The following is a 19319-nucleotide window of genomic DNA, read 5'->3' as shown; positions in this document are numbered from 1 at the left end:
CGCCCTTCCTCCCGCCGGATCCTTATTCGTCGGCAGAAGAGGAGGGAACCGTCGCCACATGGGCTGCCTGCACTTCCTTGCGGAGATTGTGCTTCTTCGAACAGGCCAGCACCACCGGAGAGGCGATGAAGATGGAAGAATACGTACCCACGATCACGCCGATCATCATCGTGGCAGAGAAATCGCGCATCGCCGGGCCGCCGAAGAAGAACAGACAGGCAATCACCGCCAACGTACAAAGGGACGTCAGCAAGGTACGGGACAACGTCGAGTTGATGGCCTCATTCATGATATCCTTGATCGGCTCGTCTTCAGGAGCGACGCGCAGGCGTTCGCGGATACGGTCGTAAATAATGATCGTATCGTTGATCGAATAACCCGCAATTGTCAGGAACGCACTGATGTGGATAATATTCAGCTCCATACCGAACACGATCACCAGCAGAATCACCGCCACGATATCGTGCAGCGTCGAAACCAGAGCGCCGATGGCGAACGACCATTCATAGCGCAGCGCCAGATACATCATGATGCCGAACATACCGGCAGCAAGAGCCCAGATAGCCGTATTGAAGAACGTCTCGCCGAGAAGGGCGCTCACCGTCTCACGGCTCGGAGGTTCAAGAGAATCCGCATCCTTCGGGGCATCCGTCTCCGCATAGAATGCCTTCACGCCCGACACATTCTTCTTCAGGTAATCCTCCACCAGCTTCGCATCCTGCTCATTGGCGCAACGGATCTGAATCGTATTGGACTTCGCCGGATTCGTGAACTCCTGCACCGTGGCGGCCTTGCTCAGGCTGCCGCGGAGCTGACTCACGGCGGCATCCACATCCTGATACTTCAGCAGATCTTCCTTACCCAGCGGAATATTGTAGGAAAGGGAAGAACCGCCCGTGAAGTCGATACCGAGGCATCCCTCACCCTTGTACGCGGCATAACCGGCGCACAGCACCAGCACGGAAATCGTCGAAATCGTCACGATGCGAGCCTTGCCCATGAAATCGACCGTCTTCAGATTCTTGAAAAGATTCAGGAACTTGGCGTCCTTCATCACGCCGAACCTGTCCGCCCAGTAGAACAGCACGCGAGTCACGATCAACGCGCCGATCATCGACGTCAGCACGCCGACGGAAGTCGTCACCGCGAAGCCCTTGATCGAACCGCTCGCCAGCCAGAACAGAATCAGAGCCGTCAGCAGCGATGTAATATTCGAGTCGAAAATGGCGGAGAACGCCTTCTCGAACGAATTGCGAAGAGCCGTACCGAACGAACGGCCCTGCTCCCGCTCCTCGCGCATGCGCTCGTAAATCAGCACGTTCGCGTCCACGGCAATACCCAGCGTCAGCACGATACCGGCAATACCCGGCAGAGTCAGCACGAAACCGAACAGCGACATGATGCCCAGCAGCACGATCGCATTGATCGCCAGACCCATCATCGCCACAATACCGGCAAAACGGTAGTACACATAAACGAAGGCGAACACAAACAACAGACCGATAATCCCGGACATTTCACCCTGCTCCAAAGCAGAAAGACCCAGCGAGGCGGACACCTTCTGCTCGCCCAGCACTTCAAGCTTGTTTGTCAAAGGATTCGAAAGAATCTTCGACAGATTTTCAGCCTCGCCCTTCCCATCCAGACCGGAAATAGAAAACTCCTTGTACAGCGTATTCTGCACCACCGGAGCACTCACAACCTTATCGTCAAGCACCACCGCGAGCCGATCGCGGCCAAGCTGCATCGAAGAAGTCAGCTTCTTCATCTTGTAGGCGCCCGATGTACTCAGCGATACATTCACATGGCCCTTGTTCTGGTAATCCGGGTTGGCGGAAGCGATATCCTTACCGGTAATGTAAACTTCCTGGGACTGGGCATTGGAACGGCGTTCGATCACCAAATCGCTCTCATGCTTTTTGCCCTGATCATCTTCAAATACGTGCTTCATCACACGGAAACCGGTCGGCACGGCACGGGGCCTGCGCGTCTCCGGATCGACGTCCGACAGAATGACATCGCTATTCGGATGCACCTTCAGCAGCTCCAGCTTGGCGATACGCGTCACATTGTCGCGCAAGGCATCCACCTCGGCGTCTTCCGTCACCGGCACCTGAATCAGAATCTTGTCCTTGCCCTGCGCCATCACGGACACTTCATTCGTACCGGAAGCGTCCAGACGTTCCTGAATGGCCGTACAGGCCTTGTCCATATCGATCGGCTGCTCCATACCGTCGATAATATTCGGCACCACACGCAGCGTAAACGACGTACCGCCCTTGATATCGATCCCGTAACGGATACTGTTCGTCAACAGCGAAGCAATCGAAAACGTCGAAATGCCCAGAATGAAAAACGTACCGATATTGCGCTTCACCTTATCCTTATCCGAAGCAAGGTACCAGAAAAACAGGCCCAGCAGCACCAAGCCCGCCACGAAAATGAAAAACGGGCTGCTGAAGAAACCATACAGCGCATTGAAAACGGCGGAAGACGAAGAATCTTCAGCGGCGAGAAAAAGAGAACTGGAATTCATAGATACGGGACAGAGGAATTAAAATAACGTCGAATGATGATGCTTTAAATTTTCGTAACGTCAAGCTATTGTTCAGCCATTATTACATTAAATAGGTATACAAAAGTATATAAAATCAATTTATTAATGAATAAATAACGCAAATAAAACAGAAGGCAACATATTTGTTGTAAGTTCTTATAAAATACATTTTTGAAGCTCCATTTTGAACTAGTATCCGCCTTTTTACTATTGATAGTACAACATTTCGAATATGATGCAAGTTTTTCCAGTGTTTGACGCATTCGTTGTATCAATAGTCTCAAAGCTCACAATAAAACAATTGTTTTTCTTGCATATTTGACAAAGAACATACACTTCTATACAAAAATTATAAATTACCTTGTATGTATTATAATGCTCTCGTTTATTAACAAGGAAATACGTTTTTGCTTCGCAATTTTATACCGATCAATCTAGAAGCTATGACCTACTCTACGACACGGATTTGTGTATCATCAACAGAAATTATAGAATGACTGAGTTTTACACACATCCGTTCACGCAAATAATATAGCAATTTTCGAGAACTTTCGCTGGACCAACAAACCCATCTTCGTGCTGTGAAAAATCTACGTTCTTGTTCTATTCGCAAGTGTATGAATTTCGATTTAATAATCGTTCACAAAATATTTAGGCTCAAGAGTACTTTAGCGGAACATAGAACCTCTTAATGTATTATCTATGGGGGCGCAACAAATATATTTTCCGTTCCCATATTTCTAAGAAGAAATTGAGAGAGATTATTCGACTGTTCATTGTGGATATAGAAGCTTCTAAAATTGCGATAATTATAGACATAACACACGAAACAATCAATAGGATATTACTGTCTTTGAGACGACGATTATCGAAAATTTCCGAGCAAGCATGCTTCTATGGAGCTGGCATTATGAACTGGATGAATGTTACCTTGGAATCCGCAGAATGCGAGGGAAACGAGGTCGCGAAGCTCTAGGAAAAACAATCGTATTTGGCGTCTATGAACGTAACAATCGCAAGGTTTATTCGAGAATCGTAGAAAATATTAAAAGCGAAACTCTCATAAAAATTATTTCACAGAAGAGCTCACGGAGTTCAACAGTTTATACATATGGATTCAAAAGCTATCAAGTCCTCAAAGAGATAGGATATCCGGAGCATGAAACAGTTGAGCATGGAGCCAACGAATTCGTCAGGGGTAACATTCATGTGAATGGAATTGAAGGTTTTGGTCAGTAGCCAAAACACGATTGAATAAATTCAGAGGGATTCGAAAATCGCATATTTATTTGCATCTGAAAGAATGTGAGTATCGGTTCAATCATCGACATGGAAATATGTACATCTCATCTTATCAAATCTTAGAGTGTCCCCTCTAAAGTATTCTTGAGCCTAATTTAATTCTCAAATTTCATCCCATAAATTTTAATGAATTAAAAAATGGGATTGTCTTATAAAAGAGATTTTAAGACAATCCCATTCAATTAAATGGAAGCAGATATATTAGAATCCCATGCCAGAAGAGAAACAACCGCCAGGTCCAAATACATCGTATTGCCAATTAGGATTAGGTACAGGTGGGTGCCAATTATCAAGTACACTAGGCTCTTTCTCAGGTTCTGGAGGAGCTTCTCCGCCGTACTTGGTACCATACGACATATTTAATGGATATAATTGTACCCCAACTGTTTTTGGATTATAATAGCCAAATGCTTGGCTGATTGAATAAGGAATAGAAATACTTTTTTTCTTACATTCTTCATCACTATAAAAATAATGTGCTGATCGGATGCCCATCATACGACCCCTACCCACAATTGCTACATTATAAGCTGTACAGCTATGTTCCATTTGTGCAGCAACCATAAGATAACAACAACCGCCTTTTTTTTGCTGCGCATCTCGTGTTTCTCGGCATCGACGAGCTGCTTCTTCCTTCAACTTTGAAATTAATGCCTGTGAATAAAGAGCTCTTCCAATTGCATCAATTTCATTTTTTGCATTCAAAACATCAAGTAATAATGCACTGCCGCTTCCGACACCGCCCTTAACTCCAGAAGGAGCAAATTTATCCACACTAGGTTCATGTTTTGGTAACTGCGGTAAAGGTTTTGTTTGATGGGTTGGAATTTGAGAAGCTGGAGGTGTAGTGTCTTTATCCTTTTTGCCAAGAACATCTAAATATCGTATAACAATGTTATTAACAAACCCATACAGATTGATCCCTCCCTGTTCGGCGATGGGGTCGCGGTTGATCCATCTGCCGTCAGTGGGGTTGTAGTGGCGGTAGTTGTAGTAGATGAGGCCCAGGTCTTCGTCGTGGTATTCGCTGGAGTAGCGGTAGGGGTTCAGCCCTGCGGCGTCTCCTGTGGTGTTGATGGGGTTGCCGTAGGGGTCGTGTTCGTACTGCGCCCGGCGACCTGCCGCCTGCCCGAAGAGGGCCGTGACGTTTTTCTGCAGGTCGTGTGTGTAGTAGAGGCTTTCCACTTCCGTTCCGTTGTTCCAGACGGTCATGTGCAGGATGCGCGTAGCGACGGGTTCAGACGGATCCCAGAGGTAGGTTTTGACTACCTGCGGAGCGTCTTCGTTGGTGGCGTCGATTTCCGCGATTTGCACGTATCCGTTGTAGATGTAGCGCTGCCGTTTGGTCAAGGTGTTATTGTTCCATGCGGCTTTTTCCACGCGCCTGCCCATGTGGTCGTAGATGCAGGCGATGCGTTTGGTTCCCTGGACAAATTCGACCGGGCGGTTGTTGGCGTTGTAGGTGACGGTCCATTCGCCCGTGGCCGTTTTGATTTTGGTCTGGTTGCCGTCCGCGTCGTATTGCGGGGTGAAGTTGCCGATGGCGCCGTACTGGTTGAGCGGGGTGCTGGCATACTGGAGGTTGCGGGCGGGGTCGACGGTGTTTTTGCGGTTGCCGATGTTGTCGTAGGTGTAGCTGCGGTTGCCTCCGGGCTGGATGTTGTCGGCTTCGAGTTCGCTGCGGCTGTTGTAGGCGTAGGCGTGGGTGCGGCCGGGGGTGGCGGTGTTCCAGTAGTCCTGTTTGCCGGTGGGGCGGCCGAGGGCGTCGTACGCGTAGTCGGTTTTGGCGGGGTAGTTGGCGCTGCCGGGGCGCTGGTAGTTGATGGTGGCGACGAGGTTGCGTTTGGGTTCGTAGAGGTACCAGCGTTTGAGGGTGTTGGGGTACTGGAGGGTTTCGAGGAGTCCGCTGGCCGCGGCGTAGCCCCAGGTGTAGGGCGTTTTGCCGTGGTCTCCGGCGCTGCCGATGCGGCCTTTGTTGTCGTAGGCGGTTTCGATGTGCTGGATGAGGCTGCCCGCATGGGCGAGGGTGTGGCCGCTGCTGCGGCCGAGTCCGTCGCGGGTGCGGGTGAGGAGGCTGGAGACGAGGCCTTCGGTTTGTTCGGTTTCGAGTTCGCCGTACCGGTTGTAGGCGTAGGTGCGCGCACCTGCGGCGTCGCTGGCGGTGAGGAGCTGGCCGAGGTGGTTGTAGGTGTAGGTTTCACCCGGGGTGCCGTCGCTGTGGGCGAGGGCGATGGGTTCGCCGGTGAGGGGAGCGTAGGTCCAGGTGCTGCGTGTTCCGCGGCTCTGGGTGGTGACGCTGAGGCGGTTGTTGCTGTCGTAGGCGTAGTCGGTGTGGCTGCCGTCCGCATAGGTTTTGCGGGTGAGGAGTCCCGTGTCGGCGGCGTAGTCCCACCGGGTGATGTCTCCCTTGAGGGTGGGGTCGATTTCGGTGAGGTTTTTGCCGGGGTAGCGCCATGTTTCCATGGTGGCGAGGCGGTCGCTTTCGTCGTAGGTGTAGCGGACGGGCTGGACGGCGGTGCCGTTTTCGCCGGTTTTTCTGCCGCGGTGGTCGTAGGTGTAGCGGGTGGTGTGGCCCAGCGCATCGGTGACGAGGGAGGGCTGGCCGGTGGCCGGGTCGTACGCGGTGAGGGTGGTATGGCCTGCGGCGTCGGTTTGTTTGACGGTGCGTCCGGCGATGTCGCGTTCGATGAGGGTGGCGTTGCCGCGTCCGTCGATGACGGTTTCGATGCTGCCTGCCGCGGTGTAGCTGCGGCTGCGGGTGGTGGTGACGCCTCGGTGGTCGGTTTCGCGGATGGCGTAGCCGTCGATGACGGTGGTGACGGCTTCCGTGTCGCTTTCCGGGGTGTGGAGGCGGTGTTCGAGGGCCGGGCCTTCGCCGTAGAGGGTCCAGCGGACGGTGGCGTTGCCGCGGGCGTCGGTGCTGACGGTTTGGGCTGCCAGCGTGGCGTCCAGCGACGAGGCGAGGGTGGCTTCTTCGGTGGTGACAGGCTGGCCTTCGGCGTTGTAGACGGTGCGGGTGGCGGTTTGGAAGGTGCCGTTTTCCCGCTGTTCGTAGGTGAGGGTTTGTTCGCTGATGCGGCTGTCGGCCGGGGTGGGCGCGTCGCTCAAGGCGACGGTTTGCCGGATGAGGTTGCCCATGGCGTCGTATTCGTAGAGGAGGGGGGCGAGGGCGTCGGTTTGCTGGCGGATGAGCTGGCCTTTGGCGTTGTAGCTGCTGTTGGCGTAGTTGCTGCCTCCGACGGCGTTGGGCGTGGCGATTCGGATGGTGTCTCCGAAGCCGTTGACGACGGTGCGGCGGAGCAGGAGGCTGCCTTCGGCTGCCGCGGTGCGGGTGGCGGTGCGGATGCCGTCGTCGACGGTGTCGATGCTGTGGAGGAGGTGCCGCTGGCCGGTGCCGCTTTCTTCGAGGACGGTACCGTCCGGGTGGCGGCGGGTGATGAGGGTGGCTCCCGCAGGGGTGGTGACGGTTTCGGTGAGGCTGTCCGCACTGTAGGCGTAGGCGGTGGTGCGGCCGAGGGCGTCGGTTTGCGAGGCGAGGCGGCCGGAGGCGTCATACGCGGTGGTTTCGACGGCGCTCATGGCGCCGATGTCGGTGCGGACGGAGAGGGTGCGGCCAAGGGCGTCGTAGTTGCGGGAGACGATGGTTTCAGGGGGGGTTTCCGTAGCCGAGCGGATGGTTTCGGTGTTGCGCCGGAGGCTGTCGTAGGCGTATGAAGTGGTGATGCCGTTTTCGTCTTTTTCCCACAGGAGGCCGCAGCACATGTTTTCGCGTTCGGCGGTGCGGCCGTTGGCGCGGGTGCGGCGGGTCCATTTGTTGATGTGGTCGAAGGCGTAGTCCGCGCTGTCGAGGAGGCACCATTGGCCGTCGAGGGTGAGGGCGTGCTGTTCGGTGCGGACTGTGTTGCCTGCCGCATCGATGTATCGGATGCTGCGGGTGCTTTGCCCGGCGACGGGGGCGCCTTCGATGCGGGTTTCCGCGGTGACGGTGTAGAGGGCTCCGTGTTCCGCCGTGGCGGCGTAGGCGTACCAGGTCTGGGTGCCGTCGATGGTCTGGGTCATGCGGATGCGGCCGCGGTCGAGTGCGTTCGGCGCGGTGCCGAGCCATGTTTCGGTGGTTTCGAGGCGGGTGTGCGGGCTGCCTAGGGCGGTGCTGCGTTTTTCGACGCGGCGGATGTGGTTTTCTTCGATGTAGGTGTAGTCGGTGCGGTCGAGGTGGGTGGGTTCGTTGTTTTTGATGAGGGCGGTGCGGGTGTAGGCGATGTCGTCGCTGTTGCCTCGTTCGTCCCGGTAGTAGGTGTAGACGATGCGTTCTCCGCCTCCGGCCCACGGGGTGGCGACGGAGCGGATGCGGCCCCCGGCAGCGTAGCCGTAGGTGGTGGCGCTGCCGTCCGGCGCGGTTTCGCCGATGAGGCGGCCGGAGCCGTTCCAGGTGTAGCGGGTGGTGAGGGCGGCCGTGCTGCCGTGGCCTTCGGTGCGGCTGAGGCGCTGCGGGCCGTAGGGGCTGTTGCGCCATGTTTCGGCGGTGCAGGAGGCGTCCGCCCCTTCCGCTCCGGTGCGGATGCGGGTGACGATGGCCCAGGTGCCGTCTTCATGGTCGATGCGTTCGCGGAGGGTGTGGGCGGCTTCTTCGCCGCTGCCCTGTATCATGTTCCAGACGCGGTTTTGCTGCCACCAGACGGTGGTGTGCGGCGTGCGGTCTGCAGCCTGTTCGGTGATGGCAAGTCGGCCGGTTTCCGGGTCGCCGGAGATCGTGTAGGTTTTGAAGGGGGCGCCTTCCGTGGTGTAGAGGCCGGTGGCGATGTCCTGCCCGGTGATTTGGCCGGGCAGATAGAGGGCGATGGTGTAGCCGGTGGCGGTGACGTTTTCGATGTTGAGGAGGCCGTCCCATGTGTTGCGGATCTGGCGCAGGTAGCCCGCTGCGTCGCGGATGACGGCGAGGTGGGCGGCGAGTTCCGCAGCGGTGAAGGTTTGCTGGAGCGGGGTGGTGTAGCTGTCGAGGCGGCCGGTGGCGATGTTGTAGTCCGCACGGCTTTTGTCGTTCTGCTCGACGCGCATGTAGGCGGCGGAGGCGATGTCGACGGTGGGTGTTTTCTGCGCGGTGAGGAGGGTGGTGCGTTCGCCGCGCAGGGTGGTGATGCCCATGGGCGCGGGGCCGGATTTGGTGATGAGGTAGTAGCGGCGGCCGCTGCCGGCGCGGATGCGGACCATGCCGTTTTCGACGATGCCTCCCTGCGGGATGTCCAGTTTGTCCTCAAGGGGGTGGCGGTAGTCCAGCGCCGCAGGGCTCCAGTTTTCGCTGCCGCCGGTGAAGCGGACGAGTTCCAGATGTCCGCCGGGGATGCCCATGAGGCCGCGGAGGACGCCAAAGTTGATGCGCCAGATCATGGCGTCTTCATCCGAGGTGGCCGTGGTGCGGTTGCCCGCGCTGCTGCTGGCCAGAGGTGAGGGTTCGAAGGATGTGGCCGAAGCGGCGGCAAGCGTGGCCACGGCCGGAGCTGCCGCTGCCGGCTGCCCGCCTTCATTGCCGTTTTCACAGCTGCACGGGCAGGCGCAAAGTGTTTTTTCAGGCAACTGGCCTTTGGGTACAAGGTTGTAAAGTGTGATCGGGTTGCCGTTGAGGCGCGTTTTCAGGATCGCGACATTTTGATTCGCAGGCTTGTAGTGGATGTTTTCATACCATAATGAGGCAGGGTAGTACTTCCCCGGTACCATCTGGAATGGTGTGGAGGTTACTTCTTTATAATTTCCTCCTCCCTGTTCTCCACGCGGCTCCAGAAAGGCATATCCGCTGGCGACAAAGAGCTTGGCATTGTCGTCCGCTCCCAGCAGGATGCAGGAATCTACAGGTTCAGCGCCAGCTTTTCCTGATTCCGAGCCGGAGGAGGAAGATGAAGATCCGTCTTCCAGTTTCGTATAACCTTCCCAATCATATGGGAAGCCTTTCGGGTGCGGTTCGTTGAATTCTTTCGGCTGTTCGTGCGCCGGTTTCAAGACGGCAATATATCCCTTCGGATTCAGTGTATCATCCATGTTTCCGGCTCCGGCAAGCCCGTTGTTTTCTTCATTCGTGTTCATATGTTGTCGAGTTTGGTTTGTCGTTTGTTTTCACGACGCTTGCCGGCCGGGTGTTTCTCCCTTTAGGTAAGGCAAGCGTCGTGGGCGTTTTTGTCTAAATTTTCGTGTCTTTTTTGCTTTTTAAGGTTTTTCCTTTCAGTATCCGTGTTCCGGATCCCGATCCGCAGCATGTTACCCGTGCAAGGCCTTCCAAGGCTAGCGTTTCCCGCTCTCCAATATCCTCGCCCGTTTTCTCGCCGCCTTTTCAGGTTATGCCTTTTCCCCATCCCTCTCAACCCCTTCCGTATGGGCTAAATCTCGCCCGTTTCCTTGCCTCCTTCGATATAGGTATGGCTATTTCTTCCCCTTTGCCCTATGCGGGTTTTTGCTTGCCAAATATGTGTCGGTACCATATTCTTGCCCTATCATGAAACTGTACGCGCAACAGCTCGTCCGCTACCCTGAAATGGGTATTTCCCTTGACTTTTCCAAGCTTCCGCTGACACCCGAATTTCTGGCGGAAATGCAACCTCTGATCGAACGCGCCTATGCCGACATCAAGTCTCTCGAAAGCGGCGCCATCGCCAATCCCGACGAAAACCGCATGGTCGGCCATTACTGGCTTCGCAATGCCTCCCTTGCTCCGAATGCCGAATTGAAAGCCGAGATCGACCGGCCCATTGCCGACATCAAGGAGTTCGCCAGCCGGATTCTCGACGGTTCCATCCAGGCGCCCTCGGGCCGGAAATACACCACCGCCCTCATCATCGGTATCGGCGGTTCGGCTCTCGGTCCCGAACTGGTGGCCGATGCCCTCCCCAATACGGGCCTGAAGCTCGCCTTCCTCGACAATACCGACCCCGACGGCATGCAAAAGGTACTCGATACCGTCCCCTTGCAGGAAACGATCGCCGTCGTCATCTCCAAATCGGGTGGCACGCCCGAAACGCGCAACGGCATGGTCTTCGCCCAGGATTTCTTCCGCAAGAACGGCGTCGCCTTTGCTCCTCAGGCCGTCGCCATCACCGGATGCGGTTCCAAGCTGGACAAGGTGGCGGAAGCCGAAGGCTGGCTGAAGCGCTTCCCGATGGAAGACTGGGTCGGCGGCCGCACCTCCGTCACCTCCGTCGTCGGACTTCTCCCGGCTGCTCTTCAAGGCGTGGATATCGACTCCCTGCTCAAGGGCGCAGCCGATATGGACGCCAAAACCCGCTGCACGGACACCGCCCATAACGCCGCCATGAAGCTCGCCCTCGCCTGGTACAAGGCCGGGGAAGGCAAAGGCAAGAAGGACATGGTCGTCCTCCCCTACAAGGATGCCCTCGTCCTCTTCTCGAAGTACCTCCAGCAGCTCATCATGGAATCCATCGGCAAGAAGCTTGATCTGGACGGCAACATCGTCCATCAGGGCCTTGCCGTATATGGCAACAAGGGATCCACCGACCAGCACGCCTATGTGCAGCAGCTCCGCGACGGCATCGACAATTTCTTCGTCACCTTCATCGAAGTCCGCAAAGCCGCCCATGATCAGGTGCTTGTGGAAAATGCCTTCACCTCCGGCGACTTCCTGCAGGGCTTCCTGCGCGGCACCCGCGAGGCGCTCGCGGAATCCGGCCGTGCTTCCATTACCATCTCCATCGACGAAGTGGACGCCTACAGCCTCGGCATGCTCATCGCCCTCTTCGAACGTGCCGTCTCCTACTACGCCTCCCTCGTCCACATCAACGCCTACCACCAGCCGGGCGTCGAAGCGGGCAAAAAAGCCGCAGGCATCTTCCTTGCCCTCCTCCAGCAGGTGCGCGACGCCCTGGCCTCCACTCCCGAAACAGCCGGACAAATCGCCGGACGCATCGGAGCGGATGAAGAAGCCGTCTACCACTGTCTCGTCCACATCGCGGAATCCGGTTCCGCCACATGGACGCAGGCCGACTGCGCCTGCCGCGATACATTCGCGAAATAACGCGGTTGCCGCCGCCTTTCCACCCTTCCTTCGGCGATTGTCGAAGGAAGGGTTTTTCATGCACGGCATCGCCCGAAAACGCCATTTACTTCTTCCCGCACCCCGGCTATCATCATCCGCAGGCAAATGATGAATCCGGGACTTCTCCTCATCGATATTCAGAACGATTATTTCACCGGCGGGAAATGGGAACTGCACCGCGCGGAACAGGCCGCCGCACAAGCATCCGGCATACTGGACCGCTTCCGCAGCCGGAACCTCCCCGTCTTCCACATCCAGCATATCAACCTGAAAGAAGGTGCGCCCTTCTTCGTACCGAATACGCCGGGTGCGGAAATTCACCGGCAGGTAGCGCCCGTCCCGGGAGAAACCCTTATCGTCAAACACGCACCGGACAGCTTTTTCCAAACGGACCTGCATCTCCAGCTCGAACGCCGCCACATCGGACATCTGGTCGTTTGCGGCATGATGACCCACATGTGCGTCGATACGACCGTGCGCGCCGCCAAAAACTACGGATACGGCATCACTCTGATCGAAGATGCCTGCGCCACGAAGGATCTGCTCTGGCACGGCGCCTCCCTTGCCGCTCCCGCTGTACAGGCAGTTTTCATGGCTGCATTGAACGGTACCTTCGCCGAAATCTCGACCGCCGGAACATGGCTTGACCGGGAATCGGCGACAGACCGCCCGAACTGCTAGAAAATGCCGTAAAAACTTATTTCCAAAAGCATTCGCAAAGTACAAGATTCCTGCCATGGAAAAGCCGCGAAACATCCGGCTTCCGCAACAGCCAGCAGGAATATGAACAGGACAGCCACACTTCGCCGCCGCAATGTCGGGTTCGGAATCATCTACCCCCTGATCGCCGCTTTGCTTCTTCTCACCCTCACCGCCTGCGGCCGGGATTCCGGCACGCAGGCCAAACTTCCACCACGAACACACACCGCCATGAAAACCATCTATCTGGCCGGAGGATGCTTCTGGGGAGTCGAAAAATACTTCTCCCTCATCCCCGGCGTCACTGCCACCGAAGTCGGTTATGCCAACGGAAAAACAGACCATCCCACCTACGAACAGGTATGCCGGGAAAACACAGGGCACGCCGAAACCGTCAAAATCCAGTACGATCCGCTCAAACTGAGCCTGCCCTACCTCCTCGAACAATACTACGCCGTCATCGACCCCGTTTCCGTCAACAAACAGGGCAACGACGCGGGCATCCAGTACCGCACGGGCATCTTCTACACCGACCCCGCCGACAAACCGATCATTGAAGCCTCTCTGCGCGAACTGCAAAAGAAATACAGACAGCCGCTCGCCATCGAAGTGGAACCTCTGCGCCAATTCTTCCCCGCCGAAGAATACCATCAGGACTACCTCGACAAAAACCCCGCAGGCTACTGCCACATCCCGCAAGCGGCTTTTGAAAAAGCGCGGCACGCCAACGACCCTTCCGTTCAATACAAGCGTAAATCACGCGCCGAACTGCAAGCCGAATTGACGCCCCTCCAGTACGAAGTCACCCAAAACAGCGCGACCGAGCAACCCTTCCGCAACGAATACTTCGATAACCACAAGCGCGGCATCTACGTCGACATCACCACGGGAGAACCCCTCTTCCTCTCCTCGGACAAATACGATTCCGGCTGCGGCTGGCCCAGCTTCACGCGCCCCATCGACGATAGCCTGATTGCAGAAAAGCAAGACCGCACCCACGGCATGGTACGCACCGAAGTGCGCAGCAAAACGGGCGATGCCCACCTCGGACACGTCTTCAATGATGGCCCACAGGACCAGGGCGGCCTTCGCTACTGCATCAACAGCGCATCCCTGCGTTTCATTCCCATGGAAGACATGGAAAAGGAAGGTTATGGCCGTTACCTGCCTCTCCTTCAAAAAGAAACAGAAAACAAATAATTCCCGCTTCCTCCCTTCGACAAAACAGCCTTTCCCCTGATGAGGAAAGGCTGTTTCTTTCATGCTTCATCGGCCATCAAACGCGAAGCAGCCTATTTTCTGGCATTTTTCAACTTGGCATTGATCTCGTCGGGATTATTCGGATCGAACACCACATCTCCTTTACCCAGATCATTGTGAATCACCGGACGCGGGCCTTTCATCACCGTCTCTGCCATCTTGTCCGTATCCTGAATGCGAAATCGCGTACAAAGCACATAAGCCGCCTCTCCACGGTCGAAATGCCCGTAAGTCGTACAGACAATCGTACCGTCGGGCAGAAGTTCGGCAGCCGGGTACGCCGTATCCCAACCGTTTTTATTATCCTTGAGGCGAATGCGGTACTGCCCTTCCTTCCCTTGAACCAGATCGTCCCAGGTACCGACCCAGCCGACCCAGTCTCCTGCCGTCGGGCTCTCATTGAAATCCGCCTTTTTCGTCGGCGATGCATCGCGGAACTGAATCAACATGCGCCCATCCGGCAATTCAAGAGCCTGATGCCTGTCTCCAGCCAGCGCTGCGGGCAACTCCTTCGGTACGGACCACGTTTTGCCTTCATCCTGTGAAATCATAATCTGCGACCCATGGTTGCGGCTGTTCTCGCGCAGCAGCAGGGCAATCGACTTGCCATCGGGACTGCGCACAATACCCGCCTCGCACAGATGCAAATCGCGCGCACCGGGAAATACTACCTGCGGAGCAGACCACGTCACCCCACCGTCTTCCGTAAACACCACGCAAAGCTCCAACGTATGGAACTTCCCTTTGGCATCCTCGCCGCTGGAATTCACATGGTAGGAAGCCATATAATGCCCCTTGCCCGTCTTGAGCGGAACCAGATCGCTCATCGCGACGATACCTGCGGGTTGCTGCGGAATCGGCATCAGCTCGGACCACGTTTTGCCTTCATCCTCACTCACGGCGACCCTGTTGCGTTCCTTCGTCTTCATCGTGCCGCCCTGCCTGCCGGAAAACATCAGCAGGCGCTCCTTTCCGGTAGCATCCACCGTCCTGTAAAGCGTCGGCACCTCGCGGCTTGTCTTCCACGATTCGGGAACGGGCAAACGATCCCCCCATGTCCTTCCGCCGTCTTTCGAAACCTTCATCACCACCGGTCCGGAACCGTGGCCCTTCGGATAAACGCAGACAATCGACTTGCCGTCCTTCAGAAGCAGAGTTGTCGGATGTCCGAGATACTGCCCCTTCTCCTTGTCCACGACAACATGCATATCGTCCCGTCCATTCAGATCGACAATGGGAATCGAATACCCGTCATAAACGGACACCGGAGCGGATGCTTGTTCTGCCGCAAAAGACACTGTCGTCGTCAGGACTACGGCAGCCGACAACAACACATTTCTGGATAATGAATGGAATGACATGGGAATCGAATGGTACAATTGGATAAACCACGGTCTGCATCCTGCACGCTGCAAATACAGCCGTCATTAAAATATACGCATCCGGCCCGCAAAACCATCACTTGTGATCCATTTCATGAAAATAGCATAAAAAAGACCAGACCACTTCAATATTAAAAATTATTATACTATTGATAACAAATAATTTTTATAATAAAAAAGTATTACACTATTGTAAGATGAAGACCAGAGAAATTCATATACAACAGCGTATTTACCACCGAAAGAACTCGCCACCTCCGCATCTGCCTGATATACTTATCCTGCAAAATGAATCAACGGCAACATCCTCTCGCCATCTCTATTGCAGGAAAACTGCGGCAAGCTTTTCGGGCAGGCCGTTTTGAAGGCATATTGCCTGGCGAACGCGAACTGGTCGCCATCTACAATGTCGGCCGCGAAACCATTCGTTCGGCTCTTTTACAGCTCGAACAGGAAGGCTTAATCACTGCTCCCATTGCACGATCTCCCCGCCGCATCCTTCTTTCTCCGTCTTTGCAAGAGGCCATAGCCCCCCCACGCCCAACCGAAAAACAGGCAAGCATCGGATTCCTTTCTTCCGTTCCGATAGGCCGCATGCCTCAAGGCATTCTTGCGGAACTTCACTACATCCGCAACCTTTTTGAACAAAACGGACTCGACTTCCATATCCATGAAATGCCATGGAGCATCGGCAACACTCCTGAAAACAGACTGGCCAGACTCGAAGCAAAAAACAATCATGACTGCTGGATCCTGTACCACGCCTCCTGCGAAACCCAGAACTGGTTCAAAAAACGCCATATCCCATGCATCGTGCGCGGTACCTCCTATCCGACTTCAAAATTGCCCTGCCTCGACACCAACTGGGGAGCGACTGCCAACCACGCCGCCAACCACTTGTGGCACAAAGGACACCGGAACATCGGCCTTTGCATGCCCGAAGAAAAGCTGAGAGGCCACCAACTGGTCAAAAAACATTTCTTCGATTTCGAAGCCGAAGGCTGGAATCCCGTCATCATCCCCTTTCCGGCGGACATCGCCTCCACCTTCGAAAACCTCGAACGCGCCTGCTCCGAAAACAAGGAAATAACGGCATTCGTCACCATGCGCGGCAACCAGATCGTCACTCTCCTCTCATGGACAGCCACGCATGCGATATCCATCCCTGCACAAATCAGCCTGGTCAGCCTCAGCTACGAACCCATTCTAACCCACCTGTACCCCCCCATCGCCAACTATGAAATCAACGCGGAAAAATCCGTACGTCGACTCGTGAGAATGATCAGCCACCTTCTTGCTTCCAAGAATACATCAAGCGCCTTCGTCCTACCGGAATTCAACCCGGGACAAAGCGTCGCCGCACGTCATTGACACGGCACCGCCACGCTGCACGAAAAACCGAACGCCGCCCTACAATCCGCGAATCCTCTTCAACACATCCGGAGGAATCACCACGTTCACATCGAAGTAATCCTTACCGCGCAGAATGCGGAGCGAAAACCTGCCGTCCAGCACAGCCGTATTCTGAATATCGCCAAGCTCCATCACCGATTCCCCGTTCAAAGCCACCACGAGATCGCCCGGCATGAACTTCGTGGCTGCTTCCGTCCCCTCCTGCACCTGCGTAATCCATACGCCGGACATACCCTTGGCCCGTTCTTCGCTCGACAAATCACGCATGGAAAGCCCCATCGCCTCGGGATAATACTTGCTGGCCTGACCCGCAAACTTCTGCTCGGCCATATACAAATCGTCCACCGTCATCTCCAGAGCAAGCTTCTTGCCTCCTCGCACAACTTCCATCTTCACCGTGTGGCCGATCGGATACCCCTCCAGCAAATTGCGCAGCCTCGGCACGGACATCACCGTATTTCCGTTCACCGACACCACCAGGTCATTGATCCTCATCCCGGCTTTTTCCGCCGGAGAACCGGGCTGAACGAAATTGACGATCGCGCCGCCTTCCACCTTATTGCCCGTAAACTCCTGCATCTCGCGCGAATTGGCAATCCACGAAATACCCAGATACCCGCGCGCTACATAACCGCGTTCGCAAATCTCGCGAAACGCACTCACCGCCACATTCGACGGAATGGCAAAACCCACCCCGATATTGGAATCGCCGTTGCGCGACTCCACAGCGGAATTGATACCGATAATCTCTCCCTTGATATTGACCAGAGGGCCGCCGGAATTGCCGGGAGAAATATTCGCATCCGTCTGAATCCACTCCTGCTTCGATTCGCCATACACCCTCTGCGGTGCACTCACGATCCCGTGGCTCACCGAAAGCCCCAGCCCATACGGATTGCCGCAGGCCAGCACGATCTCCCCGGCCTTCACATGATTGCTCACACCGAACGGCAGTGCATCGAACTTCTCGTGCGAATCGATCTTCAGCACGGCAATATCCAGAACGCGATCCTCCCCCACCTTGAATACGGGCAGCACCGTACCGTCCATCAGCTTCACGCTGATCGCCTGTTTTCCTTTCACCACATGGTAATTCGTCAGAATATGCCCCTCCTGCGACACGATCACCCCCGATCCGAGACCACGCACCGCCACATGCTGCGTCACCACATTATTGCCGGATTCGGACACATCCTGCACGGATTGCACTCCGGCCGTATCGATACAAACAACCGACTTTGCAATATGCTGTGAAAGCGTACTCAATTCATCGCTCATCTTCGCCAGATACGGCACCTTATCCAGGCTCAACCGCGATTTCGCTTCGAGATGGTACTTGCCCGCCTCGACGAATTCACGAATATCCCGCTTGGCCACCTGCCTCCAATACACAACCGCTACAAGCACGATGACAACCGTCGAACCTGCAACAAGCAACAAACGTTTCCAAAAACCATCCATGCGGGTACGCCGTATATTACCATAAACATAGTCAAATGACAAGCAGGAAACAGGTCGTGCAAGCCGAACATGGACTTGACTCGTCTCCATCCATCTGGTGTAATATCGCGCAGGCACATGGGGGAAGAGTCAACAAGCACAGTCATCTACGGCAGCGACGAAGGCCTCGTCTGCTCCGAAGCTCTTCGAACCTACCGTTCGCTCGCCGAAGGCACAGACGAATACAACCACGAAATCATCGACGGCACATGCGCCAACGTCTCGGAAGTTGAAGAAACCTGCCTTCGCACCGTCTCCGCCCTTCGTACCCTCCCCTTCTTTCCCGGCCGGAAAATCGTCTGGCTGAAAAACGCCAACTTCTTTGGCGACAGCCAGCAGGCCAAAGCCGAAACAACCCTGCAAGCCATCGCCGGACTGGTGGAAACCCTCGGCAACCTGCCGCCAAACACCTTTTTCCTCCTCTCGGCCTCGGAAATCGACAAACGGCGCACCTGGTTCAAACAACTCTCGCAAATTGCCGCCTGTAAGGAATACGCCAAAATAGACACCGGCAAACAAGGCTGGGAAACGGAACTCGCCTCCTGCGTCACCCGCGAAGGCAAAGCCCGCGGCCTCACCTTCGACACCCAGGCCCTCGAACTCTTCATCCACCGCGTCAACGAAACATCGCGCCAAATCGCCAACGAACTCGACAAGCTCGACATCTACCTCGGTGCCGAACGCCGCCGCATCACCGAAGAAGATGTACAGGACATGGTCGCAGTCTCCCGCTCCGGGGTTATCTTCGAAATCTCGCGCGCACTCGAACTGCGGCATGCCCATCAGGCCATCGCCCTCATCGACGAACAGCTTGATTCCGGCGAACAGGCCATCTCCATCATGCGCGCCGCCATCATCCCTACCATCCGCAACAGCCTGATGGCAAAAACATTGATGGAAAACTACCAACTCTCCCCCACCAACTACCGCGACTTCGAATCGAAAGTCAAAAACCTCCCTCCCGAAGCCAAAAGCCTCATACCTCTGAAAAAGGACGGCACCCCGAACACCTACCCCCTCTTCCTCGCCGCGCAGAAATGCACGAAACAAACGCTTCCGCAAATCAAACGGGCGATCGCCGCCTGTGCCTCGGCCGACAAGGCGCTTGTCTCCAGCGGCCTCGACGCACGCGACATCCTGCACAAACTCATCGTCACCATCACCGCCTGAC

General features: G+C 55.6%; 9 protein-coding genes and 1 pseudogene. 6 read left to right on the top strand and 4 right to left on the bottom strand.

Annotated features, from left to right (window positions below):
* Positions 1-22: 22 nt before the first annotated feature.
* Positions 23-2536 carry a protein translocase subunit SecDF gene (locus AC781_RS07675; RefSeq protein WP_067776059.1) on the bottom strand — a complete coding sequence of 838 codons (2514 nt, stop codon included), beginning with the start codon at positions 2534-2536 and terminating at the stop codon, positions 23-25.
* A 712-nt stretch (positions 2537-3248) separates the two neighbouring features.
* Between AC781_RS07675 and AC781_RS07670 the strand changes: the two are divergent.
* Positions 3249-3936, top strand: a pseudogene (locus tag AC781_RS07670) (IS1595 family transposase).
* Between the two features lie 124 nt (positions 3937-4060).
* On the opposite strand, the gene AC781_RS07665 reads toward AC781_RS07670, so the two are convergent.
* Positions 4061-9934 (bottom strand): RHS repeat domain-containing protein, encoded by a 5874-nt coding sequence (locus tag AC781_RS07665; protein WP_067776056.1) that lies wholly within the window; start codon positions 9932-9934, stop codon positions 4061-4063.
* Positions 9935-10340: 406 nt separating this feature from the next.
* On the opposite strand from AC781_RS07665, the gene AC781_RS07660 reads away from it, so the two are divergent.
* From AC781_RS07660 to msrB, 3 genes are all read left to right on the top strand, one after another.
* Positions 10341-11873: a glucose-6-phosphate isomerase gene (locus tag AC781_RS07660; RefSeq protein WP_067776054.1), complete on the top strand. Its 1533-nt coding sequence runs from the start codon at positions 10341-10343 to the stop codon at positions 11871-11873.
* Positions 11874-12002: 129 nt separating this feature from the next.
* Positions 12003-12575, top strand: a complete 573-nt coding sequence (locus tag AC781_RS07655) for a cysteine hydrolase family protein (RefSeq protein WP_067776222.1) — start codon at positions 12003-12005, stop codon at positions 12573-12575.
* Between the two features lie 102 nt (positions 12576-12677).
* Positions 12678-13793 (top strand): peptide-methionine (R)-S-oxide reductase MsrB, encoded by a 1116-nt coding sequence (gene msrB / locus AC781_RS07650; RefSeq protein WP_083076778.1) that lies wholly within the window; start codon positions 12678-12680, stop codon positions 13791-13793.
* A gap of 92 nt (positions 13794-13885) precedes the next feature.
* On the opposite strand, the gene AC781_RS07645 is transcribed toward msrB, so the two are convergent.
* A complete protein-coding gene (locus AC781_RS07645; protein WP_067776215.1) occupies positions 13886-15214 on the bottom strand; it encodes a sialidase family protein in 1329 nt (442 codons plus the stop codon).
* A 309-nt stretch (positions 15215-15523) separates the two neighbouring features.
* Between AC781_RS07645 and AC781_RS07640 the strand changes: the two genes are divergently transcribed.
* Positions 15524-16606 carry a substrate-binding domain-containing protein gene (locus AC781_RS07640; protein WP_067776051.1) on the top strand — a complete coding sequence of 361 codons (1083 nt, stop codon included), beginning with the start codon at positions 15524-15526 and terminating at the stop codon, positions 16604-16606.
* Between the two features lie 39 nt (positions 16607-16645).
* Here the strand turns inward: AC781_RS07640 and AC781_RS07635 are convergent, their stop codons facing one another.
* A complete protein-coding gene (locus AC781_RS07635; RefSeq protein ID WP_067776048.1) occupies positions 16646-18109 on the bottom strand; it encodes a trypsin-like peptidase domain-containing protein in 1464 nt (487 codons plus the stop codon).
* Positions 18110-18226: 117 nt separating this feature from the next.
* Between AC781_RS07635 and holA the strand changes: the two genes are divergently transcribed.
* Entirely contained in the window at positions 18227-19318 is a 1092-nt protein-coding gene (gene holA, locus AC781_RS07630; protein ID WP_067776045.1) for a DNA polymerase III subunit delta, read from the top strand.
* Position 19319: the final 1 nt, after the last annotated feature.

Origin of the sequence: Neoakkermansia glycaniphila (assembly GCF_001683795.1) — a bacterium.
Classification (GTDB): Bacteria; Verrucomicrobiota; Verrucomicrobiia; order Verrucomicrobiales; family Akkermansiaceae; genus Akkermansia; species Akkermansia glycaniphila.
This window is presented reverse-complemented; position numbering and strand designations above follow the sequence as displayed.